Source organism: Sandaracinus amylolyticus (genome assembly GCF_000737325.1).
Classification (GTDB): domain Bacteria; phylum Myxococcota_A; class Polyangia; order Polyangiales; family Sandaracinaceae; genus Sandaracinus; species Sandaracinus amylolyticus.
Genome location: NZ_CP011125.1, coordinates 2,578,738 through 2,603,010 on the forward strand (window position 1 = coordinate 2,578,738; position 24,273 = coordinate 2,603,010).

A 24,273-nucleotide genomic window follows, 5' to 3' on the forward strand; every position below is an offset into this window, starting at 1 on the left:
CGACGTGCTACTACGCTCGCGTGAGCCACGAAGGAACGCCCCCGCCTCGTTCTCCGCGCGCGTCGTACACCGAGATGACGGAGCTCGTGCTGCCGCAGCACTCGAACGCGATCGGGAGCGCGTTCGGCGGCACCGTGCTCGCCTGGATGGACGTGTGCGCTGCGATCGCCGCGCAGCGCCACTGCGGGCGCGTCGCGGTCACGGCCGCGATCGACAACGTGAAGTTCCTCGCGCCCATGCGGGTCGGCGACGTCGTCGTCCTCGCGGCGCGCGTGAACGCGGCGTTCTCGAGCTCGGTCGAGGTCGAGATCGAGGTGCAGGTCGAGGATCGCGCGACGATGCACCGCCGCCTCTGCGTCGATGCGTTCATGACCTTCGTGTGCGTCGACGAGACGGGCAAGGCGGTGAAGGTCCCGCCGCTCCTCTGCGAGACCGCGGACGACGAGCGGCGCGCGAAGGAAGCCGCAGCGCGCAGGGCGCGGAGGCTCGCGGAGCGGTGACGTCGATGCGCGGTCCGCGGCCGGTGCGAGAGGCGCCCGCTTCTCGCGTCACGAGCATCACGGTCCATCGACCGAGCGCGCCGCTCGCGGATCTCGTCGAGCTCTTCTGGGCGGCCGACAGCTACGTCGCGCAGGCCCCGCGCGAGCGGGTGCTTCCGAGCGGCGCGCAGTCCCTCGTCATCCATCTCGACGAGCGCCCGCTGCGCATCTACGCCGGCGAGGACGCGACCGACGCGACCGACGTCCCGGGCGCGATCCTGTGCGGCGCGCGGCAGGCTCCGCTCGTGATCGACACCGCGCTCGGCCCCACCGTCGGCGTCGAGTTCAAGCCGGGGGGCGCGCGCCCGTTCTTCGACCTGCCCGCCGACGCGCTCACCGGCCAGGTCGTCTCGCTCGACGCGCTATGGGGCACGTCGGCGCGCGCGCTGCGCGAGCGGCTGATGGAGACGCCGTCGCCGCTCGCGCGGGCGCAGCTCCTCGAAGCGCTGCTGCTGCGCCGCCTGGATCGCTCGTTCGAGCTCGGCGCGGCGCTGCGCTTGTCGCTCGAGGCGTTCGAGCATCGCGAGCTCACGTCGGTGGCCGAAGTGAATCGCCGCACCGGCCTCTCGCCGAAGCGTCTCTTGGCGCTGTTCCGCGAGGAGATCGGCTTGAGCCCCAAGGCGTTCTGGCGGATCCGTCGGTTCCGGGCCGCGCTGCGCGATCTCGATCACGGCGCGCTCCGCGGCGCCGCGCTGGCCGCCGAGCACGGCTACTTCGATCAAGCGCACTTCGTGCGCGAGTTCCGCTCGCTCGCAGGATCGACGCCTCGCGAGTACCTGTCGGCCCGCGTCGTCGGCAGCGACCACGTCTCGGTCCTCCGGTAAAAAGATCCAATACGCGATCGCCGTCGCGCGCTTGACTCGGCGGCATGGGACCGAGTGAGAGCGAACGACCCACGCTGAAGGGCCTGACCCGGCTGCTCGCGATGGAGGGCCGGCTCGTCACCGCCGCCGCGCTCTCGGCGACGGCGGCCGCGGCGCTCGCGCTGGTGCCGTTCTTCGTCGTCGCGCGCATGGCGACCGCGATCTACGCGACGCCTCCGGACCTCGGCACGGTCCGCTCGCTGGCGCTCGTCGCCGCGGTCGCGCTCGCGCTGCGATACGTGCTCGTCGCGGGCGCGAACGTGCTCGCGCACGTCGCGGCGTTCCGCACGCTCCACGCGCTGCGCCTCGCGCTCGCGAAGAAGCTCGGCGCGGTGCCGCTCTCGTTCTTCGGCCGTCGCAGCGCGGGCGAGCTGCGCAAGACGCTGATGGACGACGTGAGCCAGATCGAGGTGTTCGTCGCGCATCACTTCCCCGACGCCGTCGCGGCCTCGGTCGTGCCCATCGCCACCGCGATCGCGCTGCTCTGGATCGACTGGCGCATGGCGCTCGCGAGCATCGCGATGGCGCCGCTCGCCGTCGGGGCGATGGCGGTCGCGATGCGCGGCGCCGGCGCGGCGCACGAGCAGTGGAACGAGATCCAGAGCCGCACGAACCGATCGCTGCTCGAGTACCTGCGCGGGATCCAGGTCATCAAGACGTTCGGTCTCTCCGCGCAGCGCTTCGGCGAGCTCTCGCGCTCGATCGAAGAAGGGCTCGCGTGGATGGAGGGCTTCATGCGCACGAACGGCCGCGGATACGGCGCGTTCGGGGCGCTGATCGGCTCGAGCCTCGTCGTGCTGGTGCCGCTCGGCGGCGCGCTCTACGCGGGCGGGACGCTCTCGCTCGACTCGTTCGTGCTCTTCCTCGTGCTCGGCCCGCAGCTCCTCATGTCGCTGATGCGGCTGATGTTCGCGTGGGGGAACGTCGAGCGCATCGAGGCCGGCAACGCGCGCATCCAGGCGATCCTCGCGGCGCCCGATCTCGAGAACGCGCCCGGCACCGCCCGCCCTGCGCACGACGGCATCGCGTTCCGTGGCGTCGGCTTCCGCTACGACGACGACGGCCCCGAGGTGCTCCACGACGTCTCGTTCGAGGTCCCCGCGGGGAAGGTCACGGCGCTGGTCGGACCTTCGGGCGCGGGCAAGACCACGCTCGTCCGGCTCGTCCCGCGGCTGTGGGACACGACGAGCGGCGCCGTCGAGCTCGGCGGCGTCGACGTGCGCGCGCTCCCGCTCGACGCGCTGCTCTCGCGCGTCTCGATGGTGTTCCAGGACGTGTTCCTCTTCCACGGCACCGTCCGCGACAACCTCCGTCTCGCGCGGCCCGACGCGACCGATGCGGAGATCGACGCAGCCTGCCGTGCCGCGCGCGCGTACGACTTCATCCAGGCGTTGCCCCAGCGCTACGACACGCTGCTCGGCGAGCGCGGCGCGAGGCTCTCCGGCGGCGAGAAGCAGCGCCTCTCGATCGCGCGCGCGCTGCTCAAGGACGCGCCGGTGCTGCTGCTCGACGAGGCGACCGCGTTCGCCGATCCCGAGAACGAAGCGCGCATCCAGGAGGCGCTCTCCGAGCTGTGCGCGGGCCGGACGGTGCTCGTCGTCGCGCACCGGCTGTCGACCGTCGCGACCGCGGATCACATCGTCGTGCTCGATGACGGCCGCGTGTCGGATCGCGGCACGCACGAGGAGCTGCTCGCGCGCTGCGCGCTCTACCAGCGTCTGTGGAAGAGCCACACCGACGCGCTGGACTGGTCGTTGGGCGACACGGACGAGCCTCCGGTCGCGCAGGAGGTGGCGTGATGCTCCGGGAGGTCTTCCTGCTGGGCGAGCGGCTCGCGGGGCGGCGCGACGCGCGCCTGCGGCGCGGTCTGGTGCTCGCGTTCGTCGAGGCGCTCACGATCGCGGCGCCGTACGGCGTCGTGCTCTTCGTCGTCCGCGAGGCGCTCGAGCAGCGGCTCACGACGACGCTGACGTGGTGGGCGACGTGCGCGATCGCGGTGTCGGTGCTCTTGCGTCTCGTCTTCTCACGCGGCGCGATGTCGAACATCTTCACCGCCGCGCACGCGCTCATGGGCCAGGCGCGCATCCGCGCGGCGGACCACATGAGACGCCTGCCGATGGGGTTCTTCACGCGGCGCCGCAGCGGCGAGCTCGCAGGCGTGCTGACGACGGACCTCGCGCTCGTCGAGGACGTGTGGTCGCACACCGTGGGTGTGTTCGCGGCGAGCTTCGCGCTGCCGATGCTCGTCGGGCTCGGCCTGTGTGTGCTCGACTGGCGCCTCGGGCTCGTCGTGCTCGCCGCGCTGCCGGTCGCGCTCGTCGTCCTGGCCGCGACCACGCCCGTCTTCGTGCGTGAGATCGACGCGGTGCTCGACGCAGGCGCCGACGTGAGCGCGCGCGTCGTCGAGTACGTGCAGGGCATCGCCGTGCTCCGCGCGTTCGGCCGCCACGGTGACGTCTACCAGCGCCTCGTGAGCGCGATGGAGCGCCTGCGCGACGCGCTGATCCGCGCCGACGTGTTTCCGTCGCCGCTCCTCGCGGCGTTCGGCTTCGTGATCGAGGTGAGCTTCGTCGCGGTCGCGTACGCCGGCAGCGAGCTCGCTCTCCGCGGATCGATCGAGCCCGGCGTGCTGCTCGTGTTCCTCGTCGTGACGGTCGGCGTCGTGCAGCAGGTGGCTGGACTCGGCGTGGCGTTGCTGCTCTTGCGCGCGTCGCAGCGCGCGCTCGGCCGCGTGGACCGGCTGCTCGCCGAGGTGCCGCTCGCGGAGCCGGCGGTGAGCGCGCGGCCGATCGAGAGATTCGACGTCGAGGTCGACGCTGTGTCGTTCGCGTACGAGGAGCACGCGGTGCTCGAAGGAGTCTCCGTCACGTTCCCCGAGCGCTCGCTCACCGCGCTCGTCGGCGCTTCGGGATCGGGCAAGTCGACGCTGGTCCATCTCGTCGCGCGCCTCTGGGACGTCCCGCGGGGCCGAGGCGCGATCCGCATCGGCGGCGTCGATGTCCGCGACGTGCCGTTCGAGCAGCTGCACCAGCACATCGCGATGGTGCTCCAGGACGTCGTGCTCTTCTCCGGCACGATCCTCGAGAACCTGCTCGTCGGGCGACCCGACGCCTCGCGCGAGGACGTCGAGCGGGCCGCGAAGGCCGCGCGCGCGCACGACTTCATCACCGCGCTGCCGGACGGCTACGACACGGTGCTCGGCGAGGGCGGCGGAACGTTGTCGGGCGGCGAGCGCCAGCGTCTGTCGATCGCGCGCGCGATCCTCAAGGACGCGCCGATCGTGCTGCTCGACGAGGCGACGGCCTCCGTCGATGCATCCGCGGAAGCCGAGATCCAGCGCGCGATCGACGAGCTCGTGGCGAAGAAGACGGTCGTGGTGATCGCGCATCGGCTCCGCACGGTTCGTCGCGCGCATCGCATCGTCGTGCTCGATCGAGGTCGTGTCGCCGAGTGCGGCACGCACGACGCGCTGATCGCCGCGGACGGCGTCTACGCCGCGCTGTGGCGCGAGCAGGAGCGCGCGAAGGGCTGGCGCCTCGCGAGGTCGGCCTGACGGCCGCTACGCCGCGTCCTCCGCGTCGCCCGCGTCCTCCCGCTCCTGCGCATCGAGGCGCGCCGCCGCGACGTCGATGCGCGCTTGCATGAAGAGCTGTCGCTCGTCCATCGGCGGCCGGCCCGCGAGCGCCGCGCCCGCGCCGCCGGCGCCGGCGACGATCCAGTCGAGCGGCGTGCGCCCCGCGATCCAGCCGCCGACGTCGGCGTGCGTGATCACCGTCAGCCAGTCGATGCCATCCCGCGCGGCGACGAGCGCGGTCGTCGCGTAGAGATCTCCGAGCGCGCCCATCGCGAAGCCCAGCACGAAGAGCAGCGCGGCCCAGCGTCGATCGAAGAGCGCGCCGAGCGAGCGACACGGACGACCGAGCACCACGCCGAGCGCGACGGCCGAGCCCGCCATCCCGTACCAGTGCATCGCGAACCCGGTCCATCGGTTGAGCTCGCCCCACAGCACGATGCCGATGATCGTGCTCGGGATCGCGTAGCCCATCGCGCGACCCGGGCGCTGCGCCGCGCGCGCGGCGTCGATCCAAGAGCGCGCGAGCGCGACCGCCTCGGGATCGTTCTCGGGTGGAAGCTGGTGCGCGTAGACCATCCGGCTCATGGCCGCGAGTCTACGAGATTGTCGTCCTCGCGATAGAAATGGCCTTCTCGCCTCGCTACCATCGCGACCCACCTTTCTCAGGGGATCGGGAGGACACCCATGCTCCACGGCGGTCGGATCGTCGCACGCGCGCTCAAGAACGAAGGGATCACCCACGTCTTCACGCTCTGCGGCGGGCACATCCAGAACATCTACGACGGGTGTCTCGACGAGGGCATCCGCGTGGTCGACACGCGCCACGAGCAGACCGCGGGACACGCCGCCGACGGCTACGCGCGCGTGACCGGCAAGCCGGGCGTCGCGCTCGTCACCGCGGGCCCGGGCGTGACCGACGTCGTCACCGCGGTCGCGAACGCGCAGCGCGCGGGCGTGCCGATGATCTGCATCGGCGGCGCGGGCCCGGTCGCGTACAAGCACATGGGCTCGCTGCAGGACATGGATCACGTCGAGCTCATGAAGCCGATCACGAAGTGGTCGGCGACCGTGACCGAGACGCGACGCCTCGAGGAGTTCGTCACGACCGCGTTCCGCGTGGCGACGACCGGCGTGCCCGGCCCGGTGTTCCTCGAGGTCCCGCTCGACATCCTCATGAACTTCGCGACGGACCAGCAGATCATCCGTCCGACGCAGTACCGCAGCGAGCTCACGCCCTCACCCTCGAAGGAGGCGATCGAGGCCGCCGCCAAGCTGATCGACGGCGCAGAGCGCCCGATGGTGATCTGCGGCTCGCAGCTTCGCTGGTCGCGCGACAAGGGCGCGCTCGAGCGCTTCCTCGCGAAGCGTCCGATGCCGGCGTTCCTCAACGGCATGGCGCGCGGCGCGCTCGCGCCCTCGCACCCGTGCTTCATGTCGCGCTCGCGTCGTGCAGCGCTCGCGGGCGCCGACGTCGTGATCGTGCTCGGCACGCCGTTCGACTTCCGCGTCGACTACGGCCGCGAGGGCACGTGGGCGAAGGACGTGAAGGTCATCCAGATCGACCTCGATCCCGAGGAGCTCGGGCGCAATCGCGCGGTCGACGTCGGCATCCCCGCGGACAGCGGCCACGCGCTCGCGGCGCTCGAGCAGGCGATCGCGAAGAAGGACGGCGGCGACTGGCTCGCGACGATCCGCGCCGACGAAGAGGGCCGTCAGGGCAAGATGCGCGCGGAGATCGCGAGCGGCGCGACGAGCCCGCCGAACCCGCTCTGGGTCTGCAGCGAGCTCGCGAAGTACGTGCAGGACGACACGATCGTGATCGGCGACGGCGGTGACTTCGTCGCGACCGCGGCGTACACGCTGCCGATCCGCTGGCCGGGGCTCTGGATGGATCCCGGGCCGCTCGGCACGCTCGGCGTCGGTCCGGGCTACGCGATGGCGGCGAAGCTCGCGCGCCCCGAGAGCCGCGTGATCCTGGTGTACGGCGACGGCAGCTTCGGCCTGCACGGCCTCGAGTTCGAGGCGATGGCGCGCCAGGGCATCAAGGTCGTCGGCGTGGTCGGCAACGACGCGTGCTGGACGCAGATCTATCGCGGTCAGCGCGACATCTTCGGCGCGGAGCGCACGCCCGCGACGAAGCTCGCGTACACGCGCTACGACCTCGTCGCGGAAGCGGTCGGCGCGAAGGGCTTCTACGCCGAGACGCCGGACCAGGTGAAGGACGCGCTCCAGAAGGCATTCGAGTGCCCCGAGCCGGCGCTGGTGAACGTGAAGATCGGCTCGTCTGATTTCAGAAAGGGCGCGATCTCGGTCTGATTCGGTCTCGGCGTGAGGCGCGGGGTGGTGGCTCCGGCGCCCTGGTACTCGCGGCTGCCGGACTGTGGCGGCGCGAGCTTCGGGCATCGGAGCTTCGCTCGCTCGTGCGCTGCGCGCACAGCGCTCGCTCGCCGACGATCTCGCTTTGCCGTCTACCCGACCCGCTGCGTGAGGGCGCCGGAGCCACCACCCCGCGCCCGAACGCGGCGTCTGCCGCCTCTTTGGGGGAGGCTGGGGAGAGCGAACGACCGAGTCGCGCTGCTCGCGCGCCTCGGACGTTCGCGGGTAGCAGCGCGCTGCGCGCGACTGCGCGCTGCGCGCGGTGATGGAGGACGCGCTCCGCGCGCGAATGTGGCGACACGCGCGACTGGTTCGCACGCTCGCTCGTTCTCGCGTGATGATGCGCTGCGATGACAGACGACATAGGGCGTGCGATCGGGGCGTTCTGGGAGTGGTGGGCTGCGAACCGCTCGAACATCGAGCGCGCGATCCACGACGGGACCCTCCGCGAGTGGGTCGAGCCGCTGGGAGCGCGGGTCACGGCGATCCATCCGAAGCTCGACTGGGAGCTCGGCGCGGGCAAGCACGCCGAGCATTACGTGTGCGTGTCGGCGAAGGGCGACCCCGTGCTGCGTGTCATCGCCGAGCGATGGAAGAGCGCCGCGCCGCCTGTGGATGCGGTGTTCGAATATCACGCGGCGCGGCCTGGCGGCGGAGCGCACGGAGCCATGTTGCTGGATTTCGGACCGGTGTCTTTCGCGGTGCAGGATTTCCGGTTCGTCATCGAGGTCGACGACGCTCGGAGGCGGGTCCACGTGGACGCCTGGCATCCTTCGTTTGCGACTGCGCCGCAGAAGCTGCGGATGACCGCGACGTTCATCGCGCTCGACAGCGTCCTGGGCGAGGACGACGTCGAGCGATGGATCGGCTCCGTCGACGTGCTCCCGCGTGCCCCCGACGGCGGCATCGATTTCTTCGCGCTGTTGCAGGTGACCGATCGCCTCCGTCCCCGCGCAGCGGAGCGTCGGTTCGCGATTCTGCGCGGCGCGCTGCCGAGCGGCGACCCGCTTTTCGTTTCGGTGGATCTCGCGCTCAAGCGCGTCGACCACCTCTTGCTCGATACGCATGCCGAGCTCGAGTCGCAGCTCCACGATCCGACTTCCGACGGACTCTCGACGAGTGTCGAAGCGCAGGCGCTGAGCCGAGCTGAGGACGCGCTCCATGCTCGGCTCGGCGACCGCGCGGTGTTCATCGCGCGCGAGACGCGTGAGGGCCGACGCGTTCTCCACTTCCACATCGCGTCGGACGGCGGGGCGCTCGCCACGATGCGCACGTGGGCGCGTGAGATCGACTGGGAGACACTCGTCCGCGCGAGCCCGGATCCATCGTGGCGCGTCCTCGAGCGTTGGTGACGCGGCGCACCACGTGATCCCGCTCGGAGCGGGCCACGCTCTCCGCTCCGAGTTTGCTCACGAATTCCGCGAAAATTCCGCGGGCACACACGGTGCACACCGCGCTGCCCTCGTGAGCGTCACCGTCTCCATGTGGCTGGGCGTTGCGTTCCTGGCGCTATGCCTCATCGCCGTCCTCCTCCAGGCCTGGCTGTGGAACCCGAAATACTGGGATCCGGTCGCCAAGAAGAGCCACGCGCCGCCGTTCTGGATGGCCGTGCATCGCGTCGTCGGATACGCGTACGCGGCGATCTACGTCGTGATGATGATCTACATGGTGCCGCGGCTCTGGGAGTACCAAGTCGAGCTCCCGGCACGCACCGTCATCCACGCGGTCGCCGCGATCACGATCGGCGTCGTCCTCTTCACGAAGATCTTCATCCTCCGGTTCTTCCGGTACTTCGAGGAGTCCATGCCCGCGCTCGGGCTCGTGCTGCTCGTGTGCACGATCCTGCTCGGCACGCTCTCGCTGCCCTTCGCGATCCGCGCGCACGGGAGCGCCGAGGTGCTGCACGACGAGAACCGCGAGCGCGTGCGCGGCATCCTCGCGACGCTCGATCTGCCGTCGGGCTACACGCCCGAGGGGCTCTCGAGCGTGTCCTCGCTCGAGCAAGGTCGTGAGGTCGTCACGCGCGAGTGCACCCTCTGCCACGACCTGCGCACGATCCTCAGCGAGCCGCGCACCGGCTCGGGCTGGCTGAGCCTCTGTCGCCGCATGCAGAACAAGCCGACGCTCGGCACGCCGCTCAGCGACGTCGACGTGCACGTCGCGACCGCGTACCTCATCGCGATCACGCCGAACCTGCAGGAGGATCTGCAGCAGCGTCGCGACGAGGAGGCGGATCGCGAGGACGTCGTCGCGGACCTCGAGGCCGATCTCGGATCCGCGCCCGCCGAAGGCGCGCCCGCCGAGGGTGCCGCGCCGGCCGCCGAAGGGGCGGCGCCCGCCGAGGCTGCCGCCGCGCCCGCTGGCGATGGTGGCGTGCCGCCCGACGGAGGCACCGTCGCGCCGCAGACCGATGCGCCGCTGGTGATCGCGGCCGCCGAGGAGCCCGAGCGTCGCAGCCGTGGTCGCCGCGGTCGTCGCGGTCGCCGCTCGCGTGGCGGCAGCTCGTCGAGCTCGAGCGCGACGCTCGCTGCGACCGCGCCCGCTGCAGCATCCGGGGGGAGCGCGTCGAGCGGCAGCAGCGGTGGTGGATCGGCGCCTGCCGCATCGGGCTCCGCGACTCCGCAGCTGCGCTACAGCCCGTCGCTCGCGCGTGAGCTGCTGCAGCGCGCGTGCACCGACTGCCACGGTCTGTCGGACATCGACGAGCACGGCGGCGACGATCGCGCGGGCTGGGCCGCGGTCGTGCGGCGCATGATCCGCGAGGGCGCGGAGCTCTCGACCGACGAAGCGCGCATCATGGTGACGTACCTGGCGCAGCGTTATCCGGCACAGCAGTGAGCTGAGCGCGGCGAGCCACCGAGCCGACACGAAGAGAGCGGAAGAGCAGAGAAGAGCGCGCGAGCGACGGCCAGGTCGCTCGCGCGCTCTCGCGTTTCGGAGCTCGCGAGCGTGATCTCGAGGACGATCTGGGTGCTCACCGGGGGCTTCGGTGTGCACGTTCGCGCAAGGGCGCGCTGGCGCGCGCTCGCGCTCACCGCTGTTTCGTTGGGGTCTCGTCGAGCGGGCCGCTCGTGATGGGGTTGCTCCGCGGTCGAGGCGATCTCGATCCCCGGAGATCATGCTCGGTCGTCGCGATCGCGAGACCGGTCGCGAAGCGCGTGCGTCCTCGCGATCCGTGCGCGTGCTCGTGCACACGCGCTCGATCGCTCACTCTGCGATCGCGTCCTTGCCCGACGACGACGACGACGGCGGCGGCGTGCTCGACGACTCTTCCCGCGCCTCCGCGACGACCTCGCGGTCCACCTTCTCCGCGAGCTTCTTCTTGATCGACTTGCTCACGTAGTGTCCGACCACGAGCACCACGACGATGATCAGCACCCCGATCATCACCGCGCGCTCGGCCGTCTGCGTGTGGCTGAAGAGCTCGTCCCAGCTGTCCGCGAAGAACCAGCCGAGGCCCATCCACAGCGGCAGCGAGATCGCGAGCGCGAGCATGTCCGCGATGATGAAGCGCGGGTACGAGATGCCGTGGATCGCCGCGATCGCGAACGTCGGTCCGCGGAACCCCGCGACGTGGCGCGCGAAGAACACGACGAGCGTGCCGTGCTTCTCCATCAGGCCCTCGACGTAGCGACGCCGCGGCTCGGGCATCATCCGCTGGATCGGCCGCCACTTGTAGATCCCGGGCCCGATCCGCTTCGCGAGGAAGAAGAGCGCGCTGTCGCCCGCGAACACCCCGAACGCGAGCGCCGCGACGGTGAGCCAGAGATCGGTGAGCCCACGCTGCGCGAGGATCGCGCCCGAGATCATCACGATGTCCTCGGGGAGCGGCAGGCCGAGCCCTGCGGCGATCAGCGCCGCGATCATCAGCCCGTACGACCCGTTCTCGACGAAGAATTGGACCGCTTGCTCCATCGACCTCGGACCCGGTTCTAGCGGCCGCGCCGGCCCGCGACAAATGGACGCGGGACGTCGCGCCGCGCGATCAGTGGAGCAAGACGACGGCCACCTCGCCCGTGAAGAAACGTGGCGCTCGATCTCACGCTCCGACGTGCGCTGCGCGTCCTCCGAGATCGATGCCGCGGTGTCGATCGCCACGGGCGCGTCGACCTCGCCACACACCCTCGCGATGGTCTGCTGCGTGAGATGCGCGCGGGCGCACAACTCTCGTTGACGCATCGCGTTGCGTCCAGTACCTCGCGGCCCGGGCGCACGGTGCCCACGCTTCGCAGAGGAGGATTCGCGATGGCTCGAATCGAGAGGGCGCTGGTCTCGGTGTCGGACAAGCGCGGTGTGATCGAGCTCTGCCGCACGCTCGCCGACAAGGGCGTCGAGATCCTGTCGACCGGCGGCACCGCGAAGGCGCTGCGCGGCGCGGGCATCGCGGTGGTCGACGTCGCCGAGTACACGGGCTCGCCGGAGGTGATGGACGGACGCGTGAAGACGCTCCATCCGCGCGTGCACGGCGGGATCCTGATGCGCGACACGATCGGTGATCGCACCCAGCTCACCGAGCTCGGCGGTCACGCGATCGATCTCGTCGTTGTGAACCTCTATCCCTTCGAGGCCACCGTCGCGCGCAACGCGCCGCACGACGAGATCGTCGAGAACATCGACATCGGCGGGCCCTCGATGATCCGAAGCGCGGCGAAGAACCACGCGCGCGTGACCGTCGTCGTCGACCCCGCGGACTACGACGAGGTGTGTGCATCGCTCGACACGCCCGAGGGCCCGAGCGCCGCGCTCCGCGCGCGCCTCGCGGCGAAGGCGTTCGCGCAGACCGCCGCGTACGACGGAGCGATCGCGGCGTACCTCACGTCGGTCGACGCGAGCGGCGCGCGCGCCGAGTACCCGGGCACGCTGACGTTCTCGCTGGAGAAGGCGTACGGGCTCCGCTACGGCGAGAACCCGCACCAGAGCGGCGCGTTCTACGTCGAGCGCAACGCGCCGACGGGCTCGCTCGCGCGCTCGGAGTCGGTCGGTGCGGGCGGCAAGGAACTCTCGTTCAACAACCTCGTCGACTGCGACGCGGCGCTCGAGGCGGTCCGTGAATTCGACGAGCCCGCGGCCGTCGTGGTCAAGCACACGAACCCGTGCGGCGTCGCGACGCGCGGCACGCTGCACGACGCGTATCTCGCGGCGCGCGAGGCCGACGCGCTCAGCGCGTTCGGCGGCATCGTCGCCCTCAATCGTCCGGTCGATCTCGCGACGGCGAAGCACCTCGTGGAGACGTTCCTCGAGTGCGTGATCGCGCCGAAGTTCGCGGACGGCGCGCTCGAGCTGCTGCGCACGAAGAAGAACCTGCGCCTGCTCGCGACGGGCGAGTGGCTGCGCGCCGACCACCGCGCGCTCACGGCGAAGAAGGTCGACGGCGGGTTCGTGGTGCAGCAGCGCGACGCGAGCGCGGGCGTCGAGACGGCGAACGCGAAGGTGGTGACGCAGCGCCGCCCGACGCCCGAGGAGCTCGCCTCGCTCGACTTCGCGTGGCGCGTCTGCAAGCACGTGAAGAGCAACGCGATCGTGCTCGCGCAGGGCACGACGACGGTGGGCGTCGGCGCGGGCCAGATGTCGCGCGTGGTGAGCGTCGAGATCGCGGTGAAGAAGGCGGGCGACAAGTCGCGCGGCAGCGTGCTCGCGAGCGACGCGTTCTTCCCGTTCCCCGACGGAGTCGAGGCCGCGGCGAAGGCGGGCGTCACCGCGGTGGTGCAGCCCGGCGGCTCGGTGAAGGACGCGGACGTGATCGCAGCCGCGGACGCGGCGGGCATCGCGATGCTGTTCACCGGAGTCCGTCACTTCCGTCACTGATCGAGCCCTCTCAGGAGAGCAGGAATCGACGGCAGAGACGAGGAGCCGACTCCTTCTCTCGTCGGCGGTGGTTTCGGAAACCGATGTGACTCTTCCGCTCTGTCCTCCTGCAGCTCCTGCTCTCCTCAGCGGCTCTCTCCGAAATGTAGGGAATTCCGCTCAAAAGAGCAGGAATGCAGGAGAGACGAGCAGCGCGATTCCCCTTCTCTCCCTCCTGCAACTCCTGCTCTCCTCAGCGACTCTTCTCCTGCTCTCCTCAGCGGCTCTCTTCTCCTGCTCTCCCGAGGCGCGATGAAGGTATTGGTCGTCGGTTCCGGTGGGCGCGAGCACGCGATGGCGTGGAAGATCGCGCAGTCGCCGCAGGTCCACGAGGTCATCGCAGCGCCTGGAAACGCGGGGATCGCCGCGGTCGCGCGATGTGTCGACGTGCGCGCCGACGACGTGGCGGGGATCGTCGCGCTCGCGCTGCGCGAGCAGGTCGGGCTCGTCGTGATCGGGCCCGAGGCGCCGCTCGTGATCGGCCTCGCCGACGCGCTGCGCGACGCAGGCGTCGCGACGTTCGGCCCCTCGCGCGCCGCTGCGCAGCTCGAGGGCTCCAAGGTGCTCAGCAAGGAGCTGATGGCCGAAGCGCGCATCCCGACCGCCGGCTTCCGGATCTTCGACGACGCCGACGCCGCCGAGGCCTACGTGCGAGAGGCGCGGAGGCCGTTGGTGGTCAAAGCAGACGGGCTCGCCGCAGGGAAGGGCGTGATCGTCGCGTCGGACACCGACGAGGCGCTCGACGCGATCCGCACCATCATGCGCGACCGTGCGTTCGGCGACGCGGGCGCGCGCGTGGTGGTCGAGGAGGTCCTGCGCGGGCCCGAGGTCAGCTACCACGTCGTGTGCGACGGGACGCGCTACGTGGCGCTCGCGTCGGCGCAGGATCACAAGCGCCTCGGCGACGGTGATCGCGGGCCGAACACCGGTGGCATGGGCGCGTACTCGCCCGCCGCGCCGGTCACCCCCGAGCTCGAGCAGCAGATCCTCGCGCGCTGTGTCGAGCCCACGCTCGCGGCGATGCGCGCGCGCGGCACCCCGTTCGTCGGCGCGCTCTTCGTCGGCCTGATGATCGTCGACGGCGCGCCGATGGTGCTCGAGTACAACGTGCGCTTCGGCGATCCCGAGACCGAGGTGCTGATGGCGCGCTGGCAGGGCGACGTGCTGCCGCTCTTCCTCGGTGCCGCGCAGGGCGATCTGTCGGGCGTACGTCCGAGCGCGACGAGCGGCGCCGCGCTGTGCGTCGTGATCGCCGCGCACGGCTATCCCGGCACCCCGCGCAAGGGTGACGTCATCGAGGGCCTCGACGACGCCGCGTCGCTCGAAGGCGTGCAGGTCTTCCACGCAGGTACTCAGCGCGCGGGTGATCGCGTCGTGAGCGCGGGCGGCCGCGTGCTCTGCGTCACCGCGAACGGCGAGGACGTCGACGCCGCCGCGCAGCGCGCCTACGCCGCGGTCGACCGCATCCGTCTCGCGGGATCGCAGCATCGCCGCGACATCGGGTGGCAGGCGCGCACCCGCTGACGCGGTGTTGTTCGCGCGAAGGGGCTGCGGCATCCTCGCGGGCGGTGCGTTCCGTCCTCGTGCTCTCGCTCGCGCTGCTCGTCTCGATCCTCGTGGCGCCACGCGTCGCGGCGCAGGGCGCGCACACCGGCGGTGCGCACACCGGCGGCGCCGCCGTCCCGCCACCGCGCGATCTCTTCGCGGAGCAGTACACCGAGGCCTCGCGCGCGTGGCACGAAGGGCGATACGAGGACGCGCTCGCGCGCTTCCGCGCGCTCTACGCGTCGAGCGGTCGTGCCGAGCTCCTCTACGACATCGGCGTGACCGCGGATCGACTCGGGCGGCTCGAGGAGTCGATCATCGCGTTCGAGCAGTACCTCGAGTCGGTGCCGGACGCGCGGAACCGCGCCGAGGTCGAGCAGCGCCTCGCCTCGCTGCGCGACGATCTCCGCGAGCAGCAGCACGTCGAGGTCGCGCCGCCGCCACGTGCGACGCCGCGCCGTGACGATCGTCCGGTGATGACGCTGATGGGCAGCGAGCCCGCGCCGCCGAGCGACTCGCGCTCGGTCGTGCTCGCGGGCCCACTGCCCAGCGACACGCAGCCGGTCGACGAGGTCGTCGAGGGCGGTCCTTCGTTCGTGTGGACCTGGCCGCTGCTCGTGCTCACCGTCGGCGCGGCGATCGCGTCGCCGATCGTGTGGGTCGAAGGAGAAGGGCGGCGCGACGAGCTCCGAGCGCAGTGCGCGCTCACGCCGTGCACGCGCGACTTCGTGAGCGACGAGCTCGAGGGCTACGAGATCGCGACGAACGCGCTGTGGATCTCCGCGGCCTCGCTCGGCGTGCTCACCGCAATCGTGTTCTTCGTCGAGGGCTCGGCGCGCACGACCGTCGTGCGCCACGCCGATCGCGAAGGCGTGCGTCTGCAGGTCGGGCTCGGTGGGCTCGGGCTCGAGGGGACGTTCTGATGCGGTCCGCGCTCGTCGTGCTCTCGCTGCTGCTCGCGTCGTGCAGCTACGACCTGTCGGGCTTCGAATTCGTCGGCGAGGACGGAGGCACGACCTCGCCGCGCGTCGACGGCGGCGGCTCGTGCAATCCGTTCACGAGCGCCGAGTGCGGCGCGATGACGACGTGCAGCGTGCTCGTTCGCCCCGCGACGACGGTCGCGCGCTGTGCGGGCGAGGGCCGGGGCACGCCCGGCACGCCCTGCGCCGGCACCGGGAGCTGCCTGCCGATGCTCGTCTGCGACGCGCCGGCGACCGGCGACGGAACGTGCACCGCGTTCTGCACTGCGACGCGCGCGTGCCCGACCGGGATGACTTGCGACACCGCCGCGCGCACACCCTTCTTCACGTGGGACGGCACGGACGCGTTCCGCTGTCGCTGAGTCCGCGCGGGAGTGTTCGTCCGCAGGTCCCGGACGGAGCGCGTGGTGGACAGTCCGCGAGCGATCACGCCTCGTCGTTCCGGAGCGCGCGCACCGGCGCGCGACGCAGCCGAGCGAGCACCGCGAGCGCGTCCTCGAGCAGCTCCACCGTCGGCGACGAGTGCATGCGCACGACCGCCTCGCCCGCGTCGAGATCGACGCGCAGGTCCGCGCAGCGCGCGTCGAGCCGCAGCAAGCGCCCGCGCGTCTCGCGATCGAGCACCGCGCGCACGGTCGGCTCGTGGCCGCGCACGAGGAACGCGCCGTCGAAGCGATCGTCGCCGACGTCGATGTCGGTGAGCACGCCCGCGACCTTGCGCAGATCGTCGAGCAGCCGCTCGGGCTCGAGCCGCACCGCGCCCACGCCGCGCGGCGCCGAGGTCGCGATCGCCCAGTGCACGCGGAGCGCTCCGTTCGGCTTCACGCGCACGTCGACCGGCAGGCGAGGGCGCAGCTCGCGCAGCATCGACTCGATGCGCTCGCGCGCGAGCACCGTCTCGACCGTCGGATCCGCGCCGCCGCTGCGCGATCCGTCGCCGCGCGGCGCGCGCGACGCGGGGCGACGCCACGCACGCGTGAGCGAGCTCCATCTCGCGATGACGCGCTCGAGCGCCGCGATGCGGACGCCGAGCTCGGCGACCTGATCCTCGATGCGCGTGCTCCGCGCGGCCTCGCTGCGCATCAGCGCGTCGCGCGCGGCGAGCTCCGCGCTGCGCGGCGCGTCCTCGAGGCTCCATCGCGACACGCCGAGCCCGGCCGCGAGCTCCTGCCAGAACACGTCGGTGAAGCGCGACTCGAGATCCTTGAGCTCGGCGAGCATTCGCGCTCGCTCTCGCCCGAGCGCCGAGGCGTCCGTGCGATAAGGCACGACTCCACTCTAGCGCAACAAATGTTTCGTGGCTGTTCCGATCGAACGCGACCGGATCACGCGCAGCGACAAGCCCGCGCCGTGAGACCCGCGCCGTCGCTTGCGACAGCCTCTAACGAGTGGTAGGGATCTCCCGACCGAGCGTTAGGGAGAGTCGTGGCCGCCCCCGCAAGCCGTCGCACCAGCGCACCCAAGAAGCCCGACGCGAAGCCGCGGCCCGAGCCGGACGCGCGTGATCGGATTCTCCGCGCAGCGACGAAGCTCATCGCGCAGAAGGGGCTCGACGCGACCTCGCTGCAGGACATCGCCGACGCGGTCGGGATGCGGAAGCCCTCGCTGCTCTGGCACTTCGCGAGCAAGGACGAGCTGCACCGCGCGGTGCTCGACGCCCTGCTCTCGCGATGGAACGAGGCGCTCCCCGCGCTGATGCGCGCCGCGACGCGCGAAGATCGGTTCGACGCGGTGCTCGACGAGACGATCGCGTTCTTCGCCGAGGATCCCGATCGCGCGCGCTTGCTGCTGCGCGAGGCGCTCGATCGACCCGACGCGATGCGCGCGCTGCTCGCGACGTACGCGTCGCCGTGGATGGCGGTGGTGACCGAGTCGATCCAGCGCGGGCAGAGCGCGGGCGCGCTGCGCGCCGACGTCGATCCCGAGGCCTACGTCGTGATGGTCATCCACCTCGTGATCGGAAACGTCGCGACGACCGGCACGGTGTCGATGCTCGCCGCCGCGCGCGGGAGCAACGGGGCGCGGAGCGCGGGGACGAAGCTCCCCGCGCGCATCGCGAACGAGATCAAGCGCGTCGCGCGTGCGGCGCTGATGGCGGACTGAGGGGCAGCAGATGGGCAACTTCTACAAGGACAACGACGACCTCCGCTGGTACTTCGAGAAGGGGCTCGACTGGGACGCGCTGGTGCGCGTGACCGAGCACGAATTCCGGAGCCCCGGCGGCCCGAAGAGCACGAAGGAAGCGGTCGAGCTCTATCTCGAGATCGCCGACATGGTCGGTCAGTTCGTCGCCGACGAGATCGCGCCGCACGTCGCGCGCATCGATCGCGAGGCGGTGATCTTCGAGAAGGGCGAAGCGCGCCTGCCGGACTTCCTCCAGGGCATCTTCGATCGGATCAAGCAGATGGAGCTCCACGGGCTCTGCGTGCCGCGCGAGCTCGGCGGGATGAACGCGCCGCTCGCGCTCTACTACCTGACGAGCGAGATCTTCGGTCGCGCCGACGTCAGCACGATGGCGCACCACGGCTTCCACGGAGGCATGGCGCTCGCGGCGCTCATGTTCTCGATCCGCGAGGGCACGACCGAGGTCGATCCCACGACCGGCGAGATCCAGAAGACGCGCTTCGAGAACGTGATCCGCGAGATCGCGCGCGGCGAGTCGTGGGGCTGCATGGACATCACCGAGCCCGACGCCGGCAGCGACATGGCGCAGCTGCGCGCAGTCGGCGAGCAGGACGAGAAGGGCGACTGGTTCGTCACCGGGCAGAAGATCTTCATCACGTCGGGCCACGGGAAGTGGCACTTCGTGATCGCGCGGACCGAGAAGGCGGGCGCGCCCGACGATCCGTTCGCGGGCCTCAAGGGGCTCTCGATGTTCCTCGTGCCGACCTACGAGGATCTGCCCGACGGAACGCGCCGCCGCGTGGTCACGCTCGAGCGCGTCGAGGAGAAGCTCGGCCACCACGCATCGGTCACCGCGGCGCTCTCGTTCGAGCGCGCGCCCGCGATGCTGATCGGCAAGAGGGGCGAGGGCTTCGAGTACATGCTCACGCTGATGAACGGCGCCCGCGTCGGCGTCGGCTTCGAGTGCGTGGGCCTGTGCGAGGCCGCGATCCGCACCGCCGAGGAGTACGCGGCGCAGCGTCGATCGATGGGCAAGACGATCGATCGTCACGAGATGATCGCGGACTACCTCGAGGAGATGAGGACGGATGTCGCGGGCATCCGCGCGCTCTGCGTCGAGGGCGTGTTCCACGAGGAGATGGGCCAGAAGCTCGGCCTGCAGCTGAAGTTCCGCGGCGACCTCTCGGGCGAGGAGCGCAAGTCGATCGAGAAGCGCGCCGCGAAGCACCGCCGCGCCGCGCGCCGCGTCACGCCGCTGCTCAAGTACCTCGGCGCCGAGAAGGCGGTCGAGATGGCGCGCCGCTGCGTGCAGATCCACGGGGGCGTCGGCTACACGACCGAGTACGGCGCGGAGAAGCTGCTGCGCGACGCGATGGTGATGCCGATCTACGAGGGCACCTCGCAGATCCAGGCGCTCATGGCGATGAAGGACACGCTCGGCGGGATCATCAAGAACCCGCAGCGCTTCGTGCGTCGCGGCGCGCAGGCGCGATGGCGCGCGGTGAGCGCGCGCGACGGGCTCGAGAAGAAGCTCGCGCGCATCCAGGCGATGTCGCACCAGGCGCAGCAGCACCTGATCATGCGCACCGCGAGCGACAAGCTGCGCGGCCTCGGTGCCGTGTTGGCCGGCGGAGACGTGCCCATCACCGAGTGGGCGGATCGCTTCGCGAAGAACTGGGATCCCAAGCGCGACTTCGCGTTCGCGATGCTCCACGCGGAGCGCCTCACGCGCATCCTCTGCGACGAGGCGATCGGCGAGATCCTCTTCGAGCAGTCGAAGAAGGATCCCGCGCGCCGCGAGATCCTCGAGCGCCACCTCGAGCGCGCCGAGCCGCGCGTGCGCTTCCTGCTCGACGAGATCACGACCACGGGTGATCGCCTGCTCGCGAAGCTCGGTCACGAGCTCGGTGCGTCGCATCGCGAAGCGGCGGAGTGACGCGATGACGAGCACCACCGAGGAGGCGCTCCGGTTCGCGCGGCTGCAGAAGGACACGCTGCGCGGGATGGGCTCGCTCGCGCTCGCGGGGCTCGTGCCCGGGCCGCTGCGCGGCATGCCGCCGATCGTGCCCGGCGAGTGGATCGAGCGGCGGGTCCCGGCGCCGCCCGACGCGCTGATCGACGCGTACTGCGACGCGGTCGGCGCGCGGCGCGACGGCACCGTGCCGGCGCATCTCTTCCCGCAGTGGGCGTTCGCGATGAGTGGCGAGCTCCTCGGCGGGCTGCGCTATCCGCTGCTGCGCGCGGTCAACGCGGGGTGTCGCCTCGAGGTGCGCGGCGAGCTCCCGCGTGGTCGCGATCTGATCGTGCGCGGCCGGCTCGCAGCGATCGACGACGACGGACGGCGCGCGGTGATCACCCAGCGCTTCACCACCGGCGTCGAGGGCGCGACGCAGCTCGTCAACGCGGAGGTGCGCGCGTTCGTGCCGCTCGCGAAGGGCCGTCGCGGCGACGGCGCGAAGAAGGACGCGCCGAAGGCGAGCGCGGGCGCGCGCGAGCTCGGTCGCTTCGAGGTCGGGCCGCGCGCCGGTTGGGAGTTCGCGCTGCTCACCGGCGACTTCAATCCGATTCACTGGGCGCGTCCCTGGGCACGCGCGAGCGGGTTCCGCGGTGTGATCCTGCACGGGTTCGGGACCTACTCGCGCGCTTGGGAGATCGTGCGCCGCGCGCGCGGCGGGCTCGCGGAGCTCGATGCGCGCTTCACGCGTCCGCTGGTGCTCCCGGGCAGCGCGCGCGTCCTCGCGGACGGCGACGCGATCTGGGTCGTCGACGCGAACGACGCGGTCGTGATGGAAGGTCGAGCCGTTCGTTGAACGAGTCGGAGGGGACGAGATGAGCGACGTACTCCTGGAGATCGCGAAGCGCCCGGCCGCGCGCAGCCTCGTGCAGCGCATCGGGCTTCCACTGCCCGTGCCCGAGCCGCTCCGTCGCGCCGATGGTGCGTGGCGCGAGCAGGAGCTCGCAGGGCTCGACGTCGTGATCGCGCTGCACGGACCGCTCGCAGGCGACGTCGCGCAAGTGCTCCGCGGCGCGGGCGCGCGCGTGCTCTCCGAGGCGCCGAGCGAAGGGACGATCGGCGCGCTCGTGGTCGACGCGACCGGGCTCGCGCGTGTCGCGGATCTGCGCTCGCTCTACGACGCGCTGCACGGGCCGATCGGCAGGATCGCGCGCTCGGGACGCGTGATCGTCCTCGGTCGCGCGCCCGAGTCCGCCGCGTCGCCGGAGGCCGCGGCCGCGCAGCAGGCGCTCGAGGGGTTGGTGCGCAGCGTCGCGAAGGAGGTCGGACGTCGCGGCGCCACCGCGAACCTCGTCGTGATCGGCGAGGGCGCCGAGGAGCGCGCGCGCGGTGTGATCGTGTTCCTCGCGAGCGCACGCTCGGCGTTCGTCACCGCGCAGCCGTTCCGCGTGACGCGCACCGCCGCACCGCTCGTGGGCGAGATCCCGCGCGCCCGATCGCTGCACGGCAAGGTCGCGCTCGTCACCGGCGCGGCGCGCGGCATCGGCGCGGCCACCGCGCGCCTGCTCGCGGCGGAGGGCGCGCGCGTCGTGCTCCTCGATCGACCCGATGACGAGCGCGAGACGCTCGCCGTGGCGCGCGCGATCGGCGGTAGCACGATCTCCGCCGACATCACCGACCGCGACGCGCCCGCGCGCATCGCGCGCGCGATCACCGACTCGCACGGCGGCCTCGACGTCGTGGTGCACAACGCGGGTGTCACCCGCGATCGCACGCTCGCGAAGATGTCGACGAAGGAGTGGGATCAGGCCGTCGACGTGAACCTCGGCGCGGTGGTGCGCATCACCGACGCGCTCGCGAAGGGCCCGCTGCGCGACGGCGGTCGCGTGATCCTCCTCTCGTCGATCGCGGGGCTCGCGGGCAACGTCGGCCAGGCCAACTACGCCGCATCCAAGGCGGGCATCGCCGGCTTGGCCCGCGCGCTCGCGCCGCAGCTCGCGCCGCGCGCGATCACGGTCAACGCGATCGCGCCGGGCTTCATCGAGACCCGCCTCACCGCCGCGATCCCGCTCGTGATCCGCGAGGCTGGTCGGCGGCTCGCGGCGCTCGGTCAGGGCGGTCAGCCCGACGACGTCGCGCACGCGATCACGTTCCTCGCGACGCCCCACGCACATGGCCTGACCGGCCAGGTCCTGCGCGTGTGTGGTGGTGCGCTCGTCGGCGCGTGATCGAACGGCGCGCAGGTTGAGGCAACTTGCCTCAGCACGCGCGCCAACGCCGCACGTCGAGCGCGGCCGAGCACGCTCGACACCCGTGAAAACAGGTGTCCCGAGGTTGCCAGCGCGCGAGGGAGCCCGTATCCCGTCATTCGCGCGCGCACGGTCGATGAGCGGCCGTGGCGATCACTGGGTCTCGCACCCACGGAGCACCGCCTCACGTGAGCTCGTCGCTCGTCTCCAGGTTGATCGAACGACATAGCCGCGAGCTCGCTCTCGCGTGTGACGCGTCGTCGGCGATCACGTGGCGCGACGAGCGCGCGGTGCGTGTGCTCGGCGTCCGCGCCGGCCAACGGCTCACCGAGCTCGCGTGCCCCGGCGCCGAGGAGAAGCTCGGGATCTTCTGCGACCGCGCCAAGCGCGAGCCGCTCGAGGGCTGGGAGCTCTGCATGCTCGCGGGCGATCGCCCGGTGACGCTCGTCTGCGCGAGCGTGCCCGAGCCCGACGGCAGCGGCTTCGCGATCTTCGCGAGCGTGCTGCCCGAGGAGATTGTCGCGGTGTCCGCGTCGACGTCGGACGCCCTGCGCGAGGTCGACTCCTTGAACCGCGAGCTCGCGCGCCAGGGCCGCGAGCTGCTGCGCGTCAACCACGAGCTCTCGGAGTCGAACCGCGGCATCGTCCAGCTCCACGACGAGCTCGCGCAGCGCGCGGAAGAAGCGGCGACCAGCGCCGAGGTGAAGTCGCGCCTCGTCGCGAACGTGAGCCACGAGTTCCGCACGCCGATCCACTCGATCCTCGGCCTCTCGCAGCTCCTGCTCGACGAGACCGACGGGCCGCTCACCGAGGAGCAGCGCACCCAGGTCCGCTTCGTGCGCTCGGCCGCGGAGGAGCTCGCGCTGCTCGTGAACGACATGCTCGATCTCGCGCGCCTCGAGTCGGGCATCGCGAGCGTGCGCGCGTCGAAGTTCTCGATCGGCGAGCTGTTCGAGACGCTGCGCGGGATGTTGCGCCCGCTGCTCCCGGCGGACTCGCGCGTGCAGCTCTCGATCGACGCGCCCGCCGAGGACGTCGTCCTCGAGACCGATCGCGGGAAGATCGCGCAGGTCCTCCGCAACCTCGTCACCAACGGCATCAAGTACACGGAGCAGGGCGAGGTCCGCGTCGACGTCACGGCGTCCGCGACCGACGTGCGCATCGCCGTCGTCGACACCGGCATGGGCATCTCGCCCAACGATCTGCCGCGCGTCTTCGAGGAGTTCTATCGCGCGCCCGCGGCGGCCCACCTGCGCGGCACCGGCCTCGGCCTGCCGCTCTCGCGCAAGCTCGCGGAGCTGCTCGGCGGCGCGATCGAGGTCGAGAGCGAGCTCGGCAAGGGCTCGAGCTTCACCCTCGTGCTCCCCCGCGTGCACCCCGAGGTGCGCACCGTCGAGGAGATCCGCGCGCGGGGCAGCGTGCGCGATCCGTCGCGTCAGGCGGTGCTCGTCGTGGAGGACGATCGCAAGACGATCTTCGTCTACGAGCGCTACCTCTCGCTCGCCGGCTACCAGGTCATCCCGGCGCGCTCGATCGCCGACGCGCGCGCGCTGCTCAACGAGGTGAACCCCGCCGCGATCGTCCTCGACATCATGCTCGAGGGCGAGACCAGCTGGGAGTTCCTCTCCGAGGTGAAGTCGAGCCCCGCGACGCGCGACATCCCGGTGCTCGTCGTGACCGTGATGAACCGCGAGCAGAAGGCGCGCGCGCTCGGCGCCGACGAGTTCTGGCTCAAGCCGCTCGATCAGGATCGCCTGCTCCGCCGCCTCCAGCAGATCCCGAGGCGCTCGAGCCCGACGAAGGTGCTCGTGATCGACGACGATCCGCGCGCCCGCTACCTCGTCCGCCGGCTGCTCGACGGCACCGCGTTCGGGCTCATCGAGGCCGAGACGGGCCACGAAGGCGTGCGCCTCGCGCACGACCAGCAGCCGCAGGTGATCATCCTCGACTTCCTGCTCGAGGAGACCCCGACGACGGCGTCCGGCCGCATGACGGCCTTCGACGTGATCGACGCGCTCAAGTCCGACCCGCGCACGCGTCCGATCCCGGTGATCATCCTCTCGTCCCATGCGCTCGGCGACGCCGAGCGACAGCGCCTGGCCCAGACGACCGAGTCGATCCTCTCGAAGGAGAACCTGTCCCGAGAGCTGGCGATGCAGCGCATCCGTGATGCTCTGCACAAGGCGGGTATCCACCCGGTTTCGAGCCCTGGAAACGGTGGCTAG

At 71.3% G+C, this 24,273-nt stretch carries 19 protein-coding genes; 16 read left to right on the plus strand and 3 right to left on the minus strand.

Features of this window, described 5'->3' with window-relative positions; genetic code table 11:
• Nucleotides 1-20 precede the first annotated feature (20 nt).
• From DB32_RS10815 to DB32_RS10830, 4 genes are read left to right on the plus strand one after another with little or no spacing between them, the layout of a single operon-like run.
• Nucleotides 21-500: an acyl-CoA thioesterase gene (locus DB32_RS10815; protein WP_240481189.1), complete on the plus strand. Its 480-nt coding sequence runs from the start codon at nt 21-23 to the stop codon at nt 498-500.
• A 5-nt stretch (nt 501-505) separates the two neighbouring features.
• The gene (locus DB32_RS10820) at nt 506-1,363 is read left to right on the plus strand and encodes a helix-turn-helix domain-containing protein (protein ID WP_053238764.1); all 858 of its coding nucleotides are present in this window, start codon (nt 506-508) and stop codon (nt 1,361-1,363) included.
• A gap of 44 nt (nt 1,364-1,407) precedes the next feature.
• Nucleotides 1,408-3,201, plus strand: a complete 1,794-nt coding sequence (locus tag DB32_RS10825) for an ABC transporter ATP-binding protein (protein WP_205627043.1) — start codon at nt 1,408-1,410, stop codon at nt 3,199-3,201.
• Nucleotides 3,201-4,955: an ABC transporter ATP-binding protein gene (locus DB32_RS10830; RefSeq protein ID WP_053232345.1), complete on the plus strand. Its 1,755-nt coding sequence runs from the start codon at nt 3,201-3,203 to the stop codon at nt 4,953-4,955. The genes DB32_RS10825 and DB32_RS10830 overlap by 1 nt, the downstream gene beginning before the upstream one ends.
• Before the next feature lie 6 nt (nt 4,956-4,961).
• Here DB32_RS10830 and DB32_RS10835 read toward each other — a convergent pair whose 3' ends face one another.
• On the minus strand, nt 4,962-5,561 hold the full coding sequence (locus DB32_RS10835; protein ID WP_157068943.1) for a hypothetical protein: 600 nt from the start codon (nt 5,559-5,561) through the stop codon (nt 4,962-4,964).
• A 99-nt stretch (nt 5,562-5,660) separates the two neighbouring features.
• On the opposite strand from DB32_RS10835, the gene DB32_RS10840 reads away from it, so the two are divergent.
• The 3 genes from DB32_RS10840 (at nt 5,661) to DB32_RS49050 (ending at nt 10,190) form a co-directional block, all read left to right on the plus strand.
• Entirely contained in the window at nt 5,661-7,292 is a 1,632-nt protein-coding gene (locus DB32_RS10840) for a thiamine pyrophosphate-binding protein (protein ID WP_053232347.1), read from the plus strand.
• A gap of 605 nt (nt 7,293-7,897) precedes the next feature.
• Nucleotides 7,898-8,704, plus strand: a complete 807-nt coding sequence (locus DB32_RS10845; RefSeq protein ID WP_157068944.1) for a DUF695 domain-containing protein — start codon at nt 7,898-7,900, stop codon at nt 8,702-8,704.
• Nucleotides 8,705-8,834: 130 nt separating this feature from the next.
• Complete coding sequence (locus DB32_RS49050; RefSeq protein ID WP_053232349.1) at nt 8,835-10,190, plus strand: hypothetical protein; 1,356 nt, start codon at nt 8,835-8,837, stop codon at nt 10,188-10,190.
• Between the two features lie 369 nt (nt 10,191-10,559).
• Here DB32_RS49050 and DB32_RS10860 read toward each other — a convergent pair whose 3' ends face one another.
• Nucleotides 10,560-11,267 carry a DedA family protein gene (locus DB32_RS10860; RefSeq protein WP_053232351.1) on the minus strand — a complete coding sequence of 236 codons (708 nt, stop codon included), beginning with the start codon at nt 11,265-11,267 and terminating at the stop codon, nt 10,560-10,562.
• A 330-nt stretch (nt 11,268-11,597) separates the two neighbouring features.
• Between DB32_RS10860 and purH the strand changes: the two genes are divergently transcribed.
• The 4 genes from purH (at nt 11,598) to DB32_RS10885 (ending at nt 16,083) form a co-directional block, all read left to right on the plus strand.
• On the plus strand, nt 11,598-13,157 hold the full coding sequence (gene purH / locus DB32_RS10870; RefSeq protein WP_053232353.1) for a bifunctional phosphoribosylaminoimidazolecarboxamide formyltransferase/IMP cyclohydrolase: 1,560 nt from the start codon (nt 11,598-11,600) through the stop codon (nt 13,155-13,157).
• A 291-nt stretch (nt 13,158-13,448) separates the two neighbouring features.
• On the plus strand, nt 13,449-14,720 hold the full coding sequence (gene purD / locus DB32_RS10875; RefSeq protein WP_053232354.1) for a phosphoribosylamine--glycine ligase: 1,272 nt from the start codon (nt 13,449-13,451) through the stop codon (nt 14,718-14,720).
• Between the two features lie 44 nt (nt 14,721-14,764).
• Nucleotides 14,765-15,664 (plus strand): tetratricopeptide repeat protein, encoded by a 900-nt coding sequence (locus DB32_RS10880; RefSeq protein WP_053232355.1) that lies wholly within the window; start codon nt 14,765-14,767, stop codon nt 15,662-15,664.
• Nucleotides 15,664-16,083 (plus strand): hypothetical protein, encoded by a 420-nt coding sequence (locus DB32_RS10885; protein WP_053232356.1) that lies wholly within the window; start codon nt 15,664-15,666, stop codon nt 16,081-16,083. The genes DB32_RS10880 and DB32_RS10885 overlap by 1 nt, the downstream gene beginning before the upstream one ends.
• Before the next feature lie 64 nt (nt 16,084-16,147).
• Here DB32_RS10885 and DB32_RS10890 read toward each other — a convergent pair whose 3' ends face one another.
• Nucleotides 16,148-16,990 (minus strand): hypothetical protein, encoded by an 843-nt coding sequence (locus tag DB32_RS10890; RefSeq protein ID WP_157068945.1) that lies wholly within the window; start codon nt 16,988-16,990, stop codon nt 16,148-16,150.
• Nucleotides 16,991-17,146: 156 nt separating this feature from the next.
• On the opposite strand from DB32_RS10890, the gene DB32_RS10895 reads away from it, so the two are divergent.
• From DB32_RS10895 to DB32_RS10915, 5 genes are all read left to right on the plus strand, one after another.
• Nucleotides 17,147-17,824: a TetR/AcrR family transcriptional regulator gene (locus tag DB32_RS10895; RefSeq protein ID WP_053232358.1), complete on the plus strand. Its 678-nt coding sequence runs from the start codon at nt 17,147-17,149 to the stop codon at nt 17,822-17,824.
• A 10-nt stretch (nt 17,825-17,834) separates the two neighbouring features.
• Nucleotides 17,835-19,781, plus strand: coding sequence for an acyl-CoA dehydrogenase family protein (locus DB32_RS10900; RefSeq protein WP_053232359.1), 1,947 nt, complete (start codon nt 17,835-17,837; stop codon nt 19,779-19,781).
• A gap of 4 nt (nt 19,782-19,785) precedes the next feature.
• The gene (locus tag DB32_RS10905) at nt 19,786-20,655 is read left to right on the plus strand and encodes a MaoC family dehydratase (protein ID WP_157068946.1); all 870 of its coding nucleotides are present in this window, start codon (nt 19,786-19,788) and stop codon (nt 20,653-20,655) included.
• Between the two features lie 19 nt (nt 20,656-20,674).
• On the plus strand, nt 20,675-22,027 hold the full coding sequence (locus DB32_RS10910; protein ID WP_053232361.1) for a 3-oxoacyl-ACP reductase: 1,353 nt from the start codon (nt 20,675-20,677) through the stop codon (nt 22,025-22,027).
• Nucleotides 22,028-22,236: 209 nt separating this feature from the next.
• Complete coding sequence (locus tag DB32_RS10915) at nt 22,237-24,273, plus strand: ATP-binding response regulator (RefSeq protein WP_053232362.1); 2,037 nt, start codon at nt 22,237-22,239, stop codon at nt 24,271-24,273.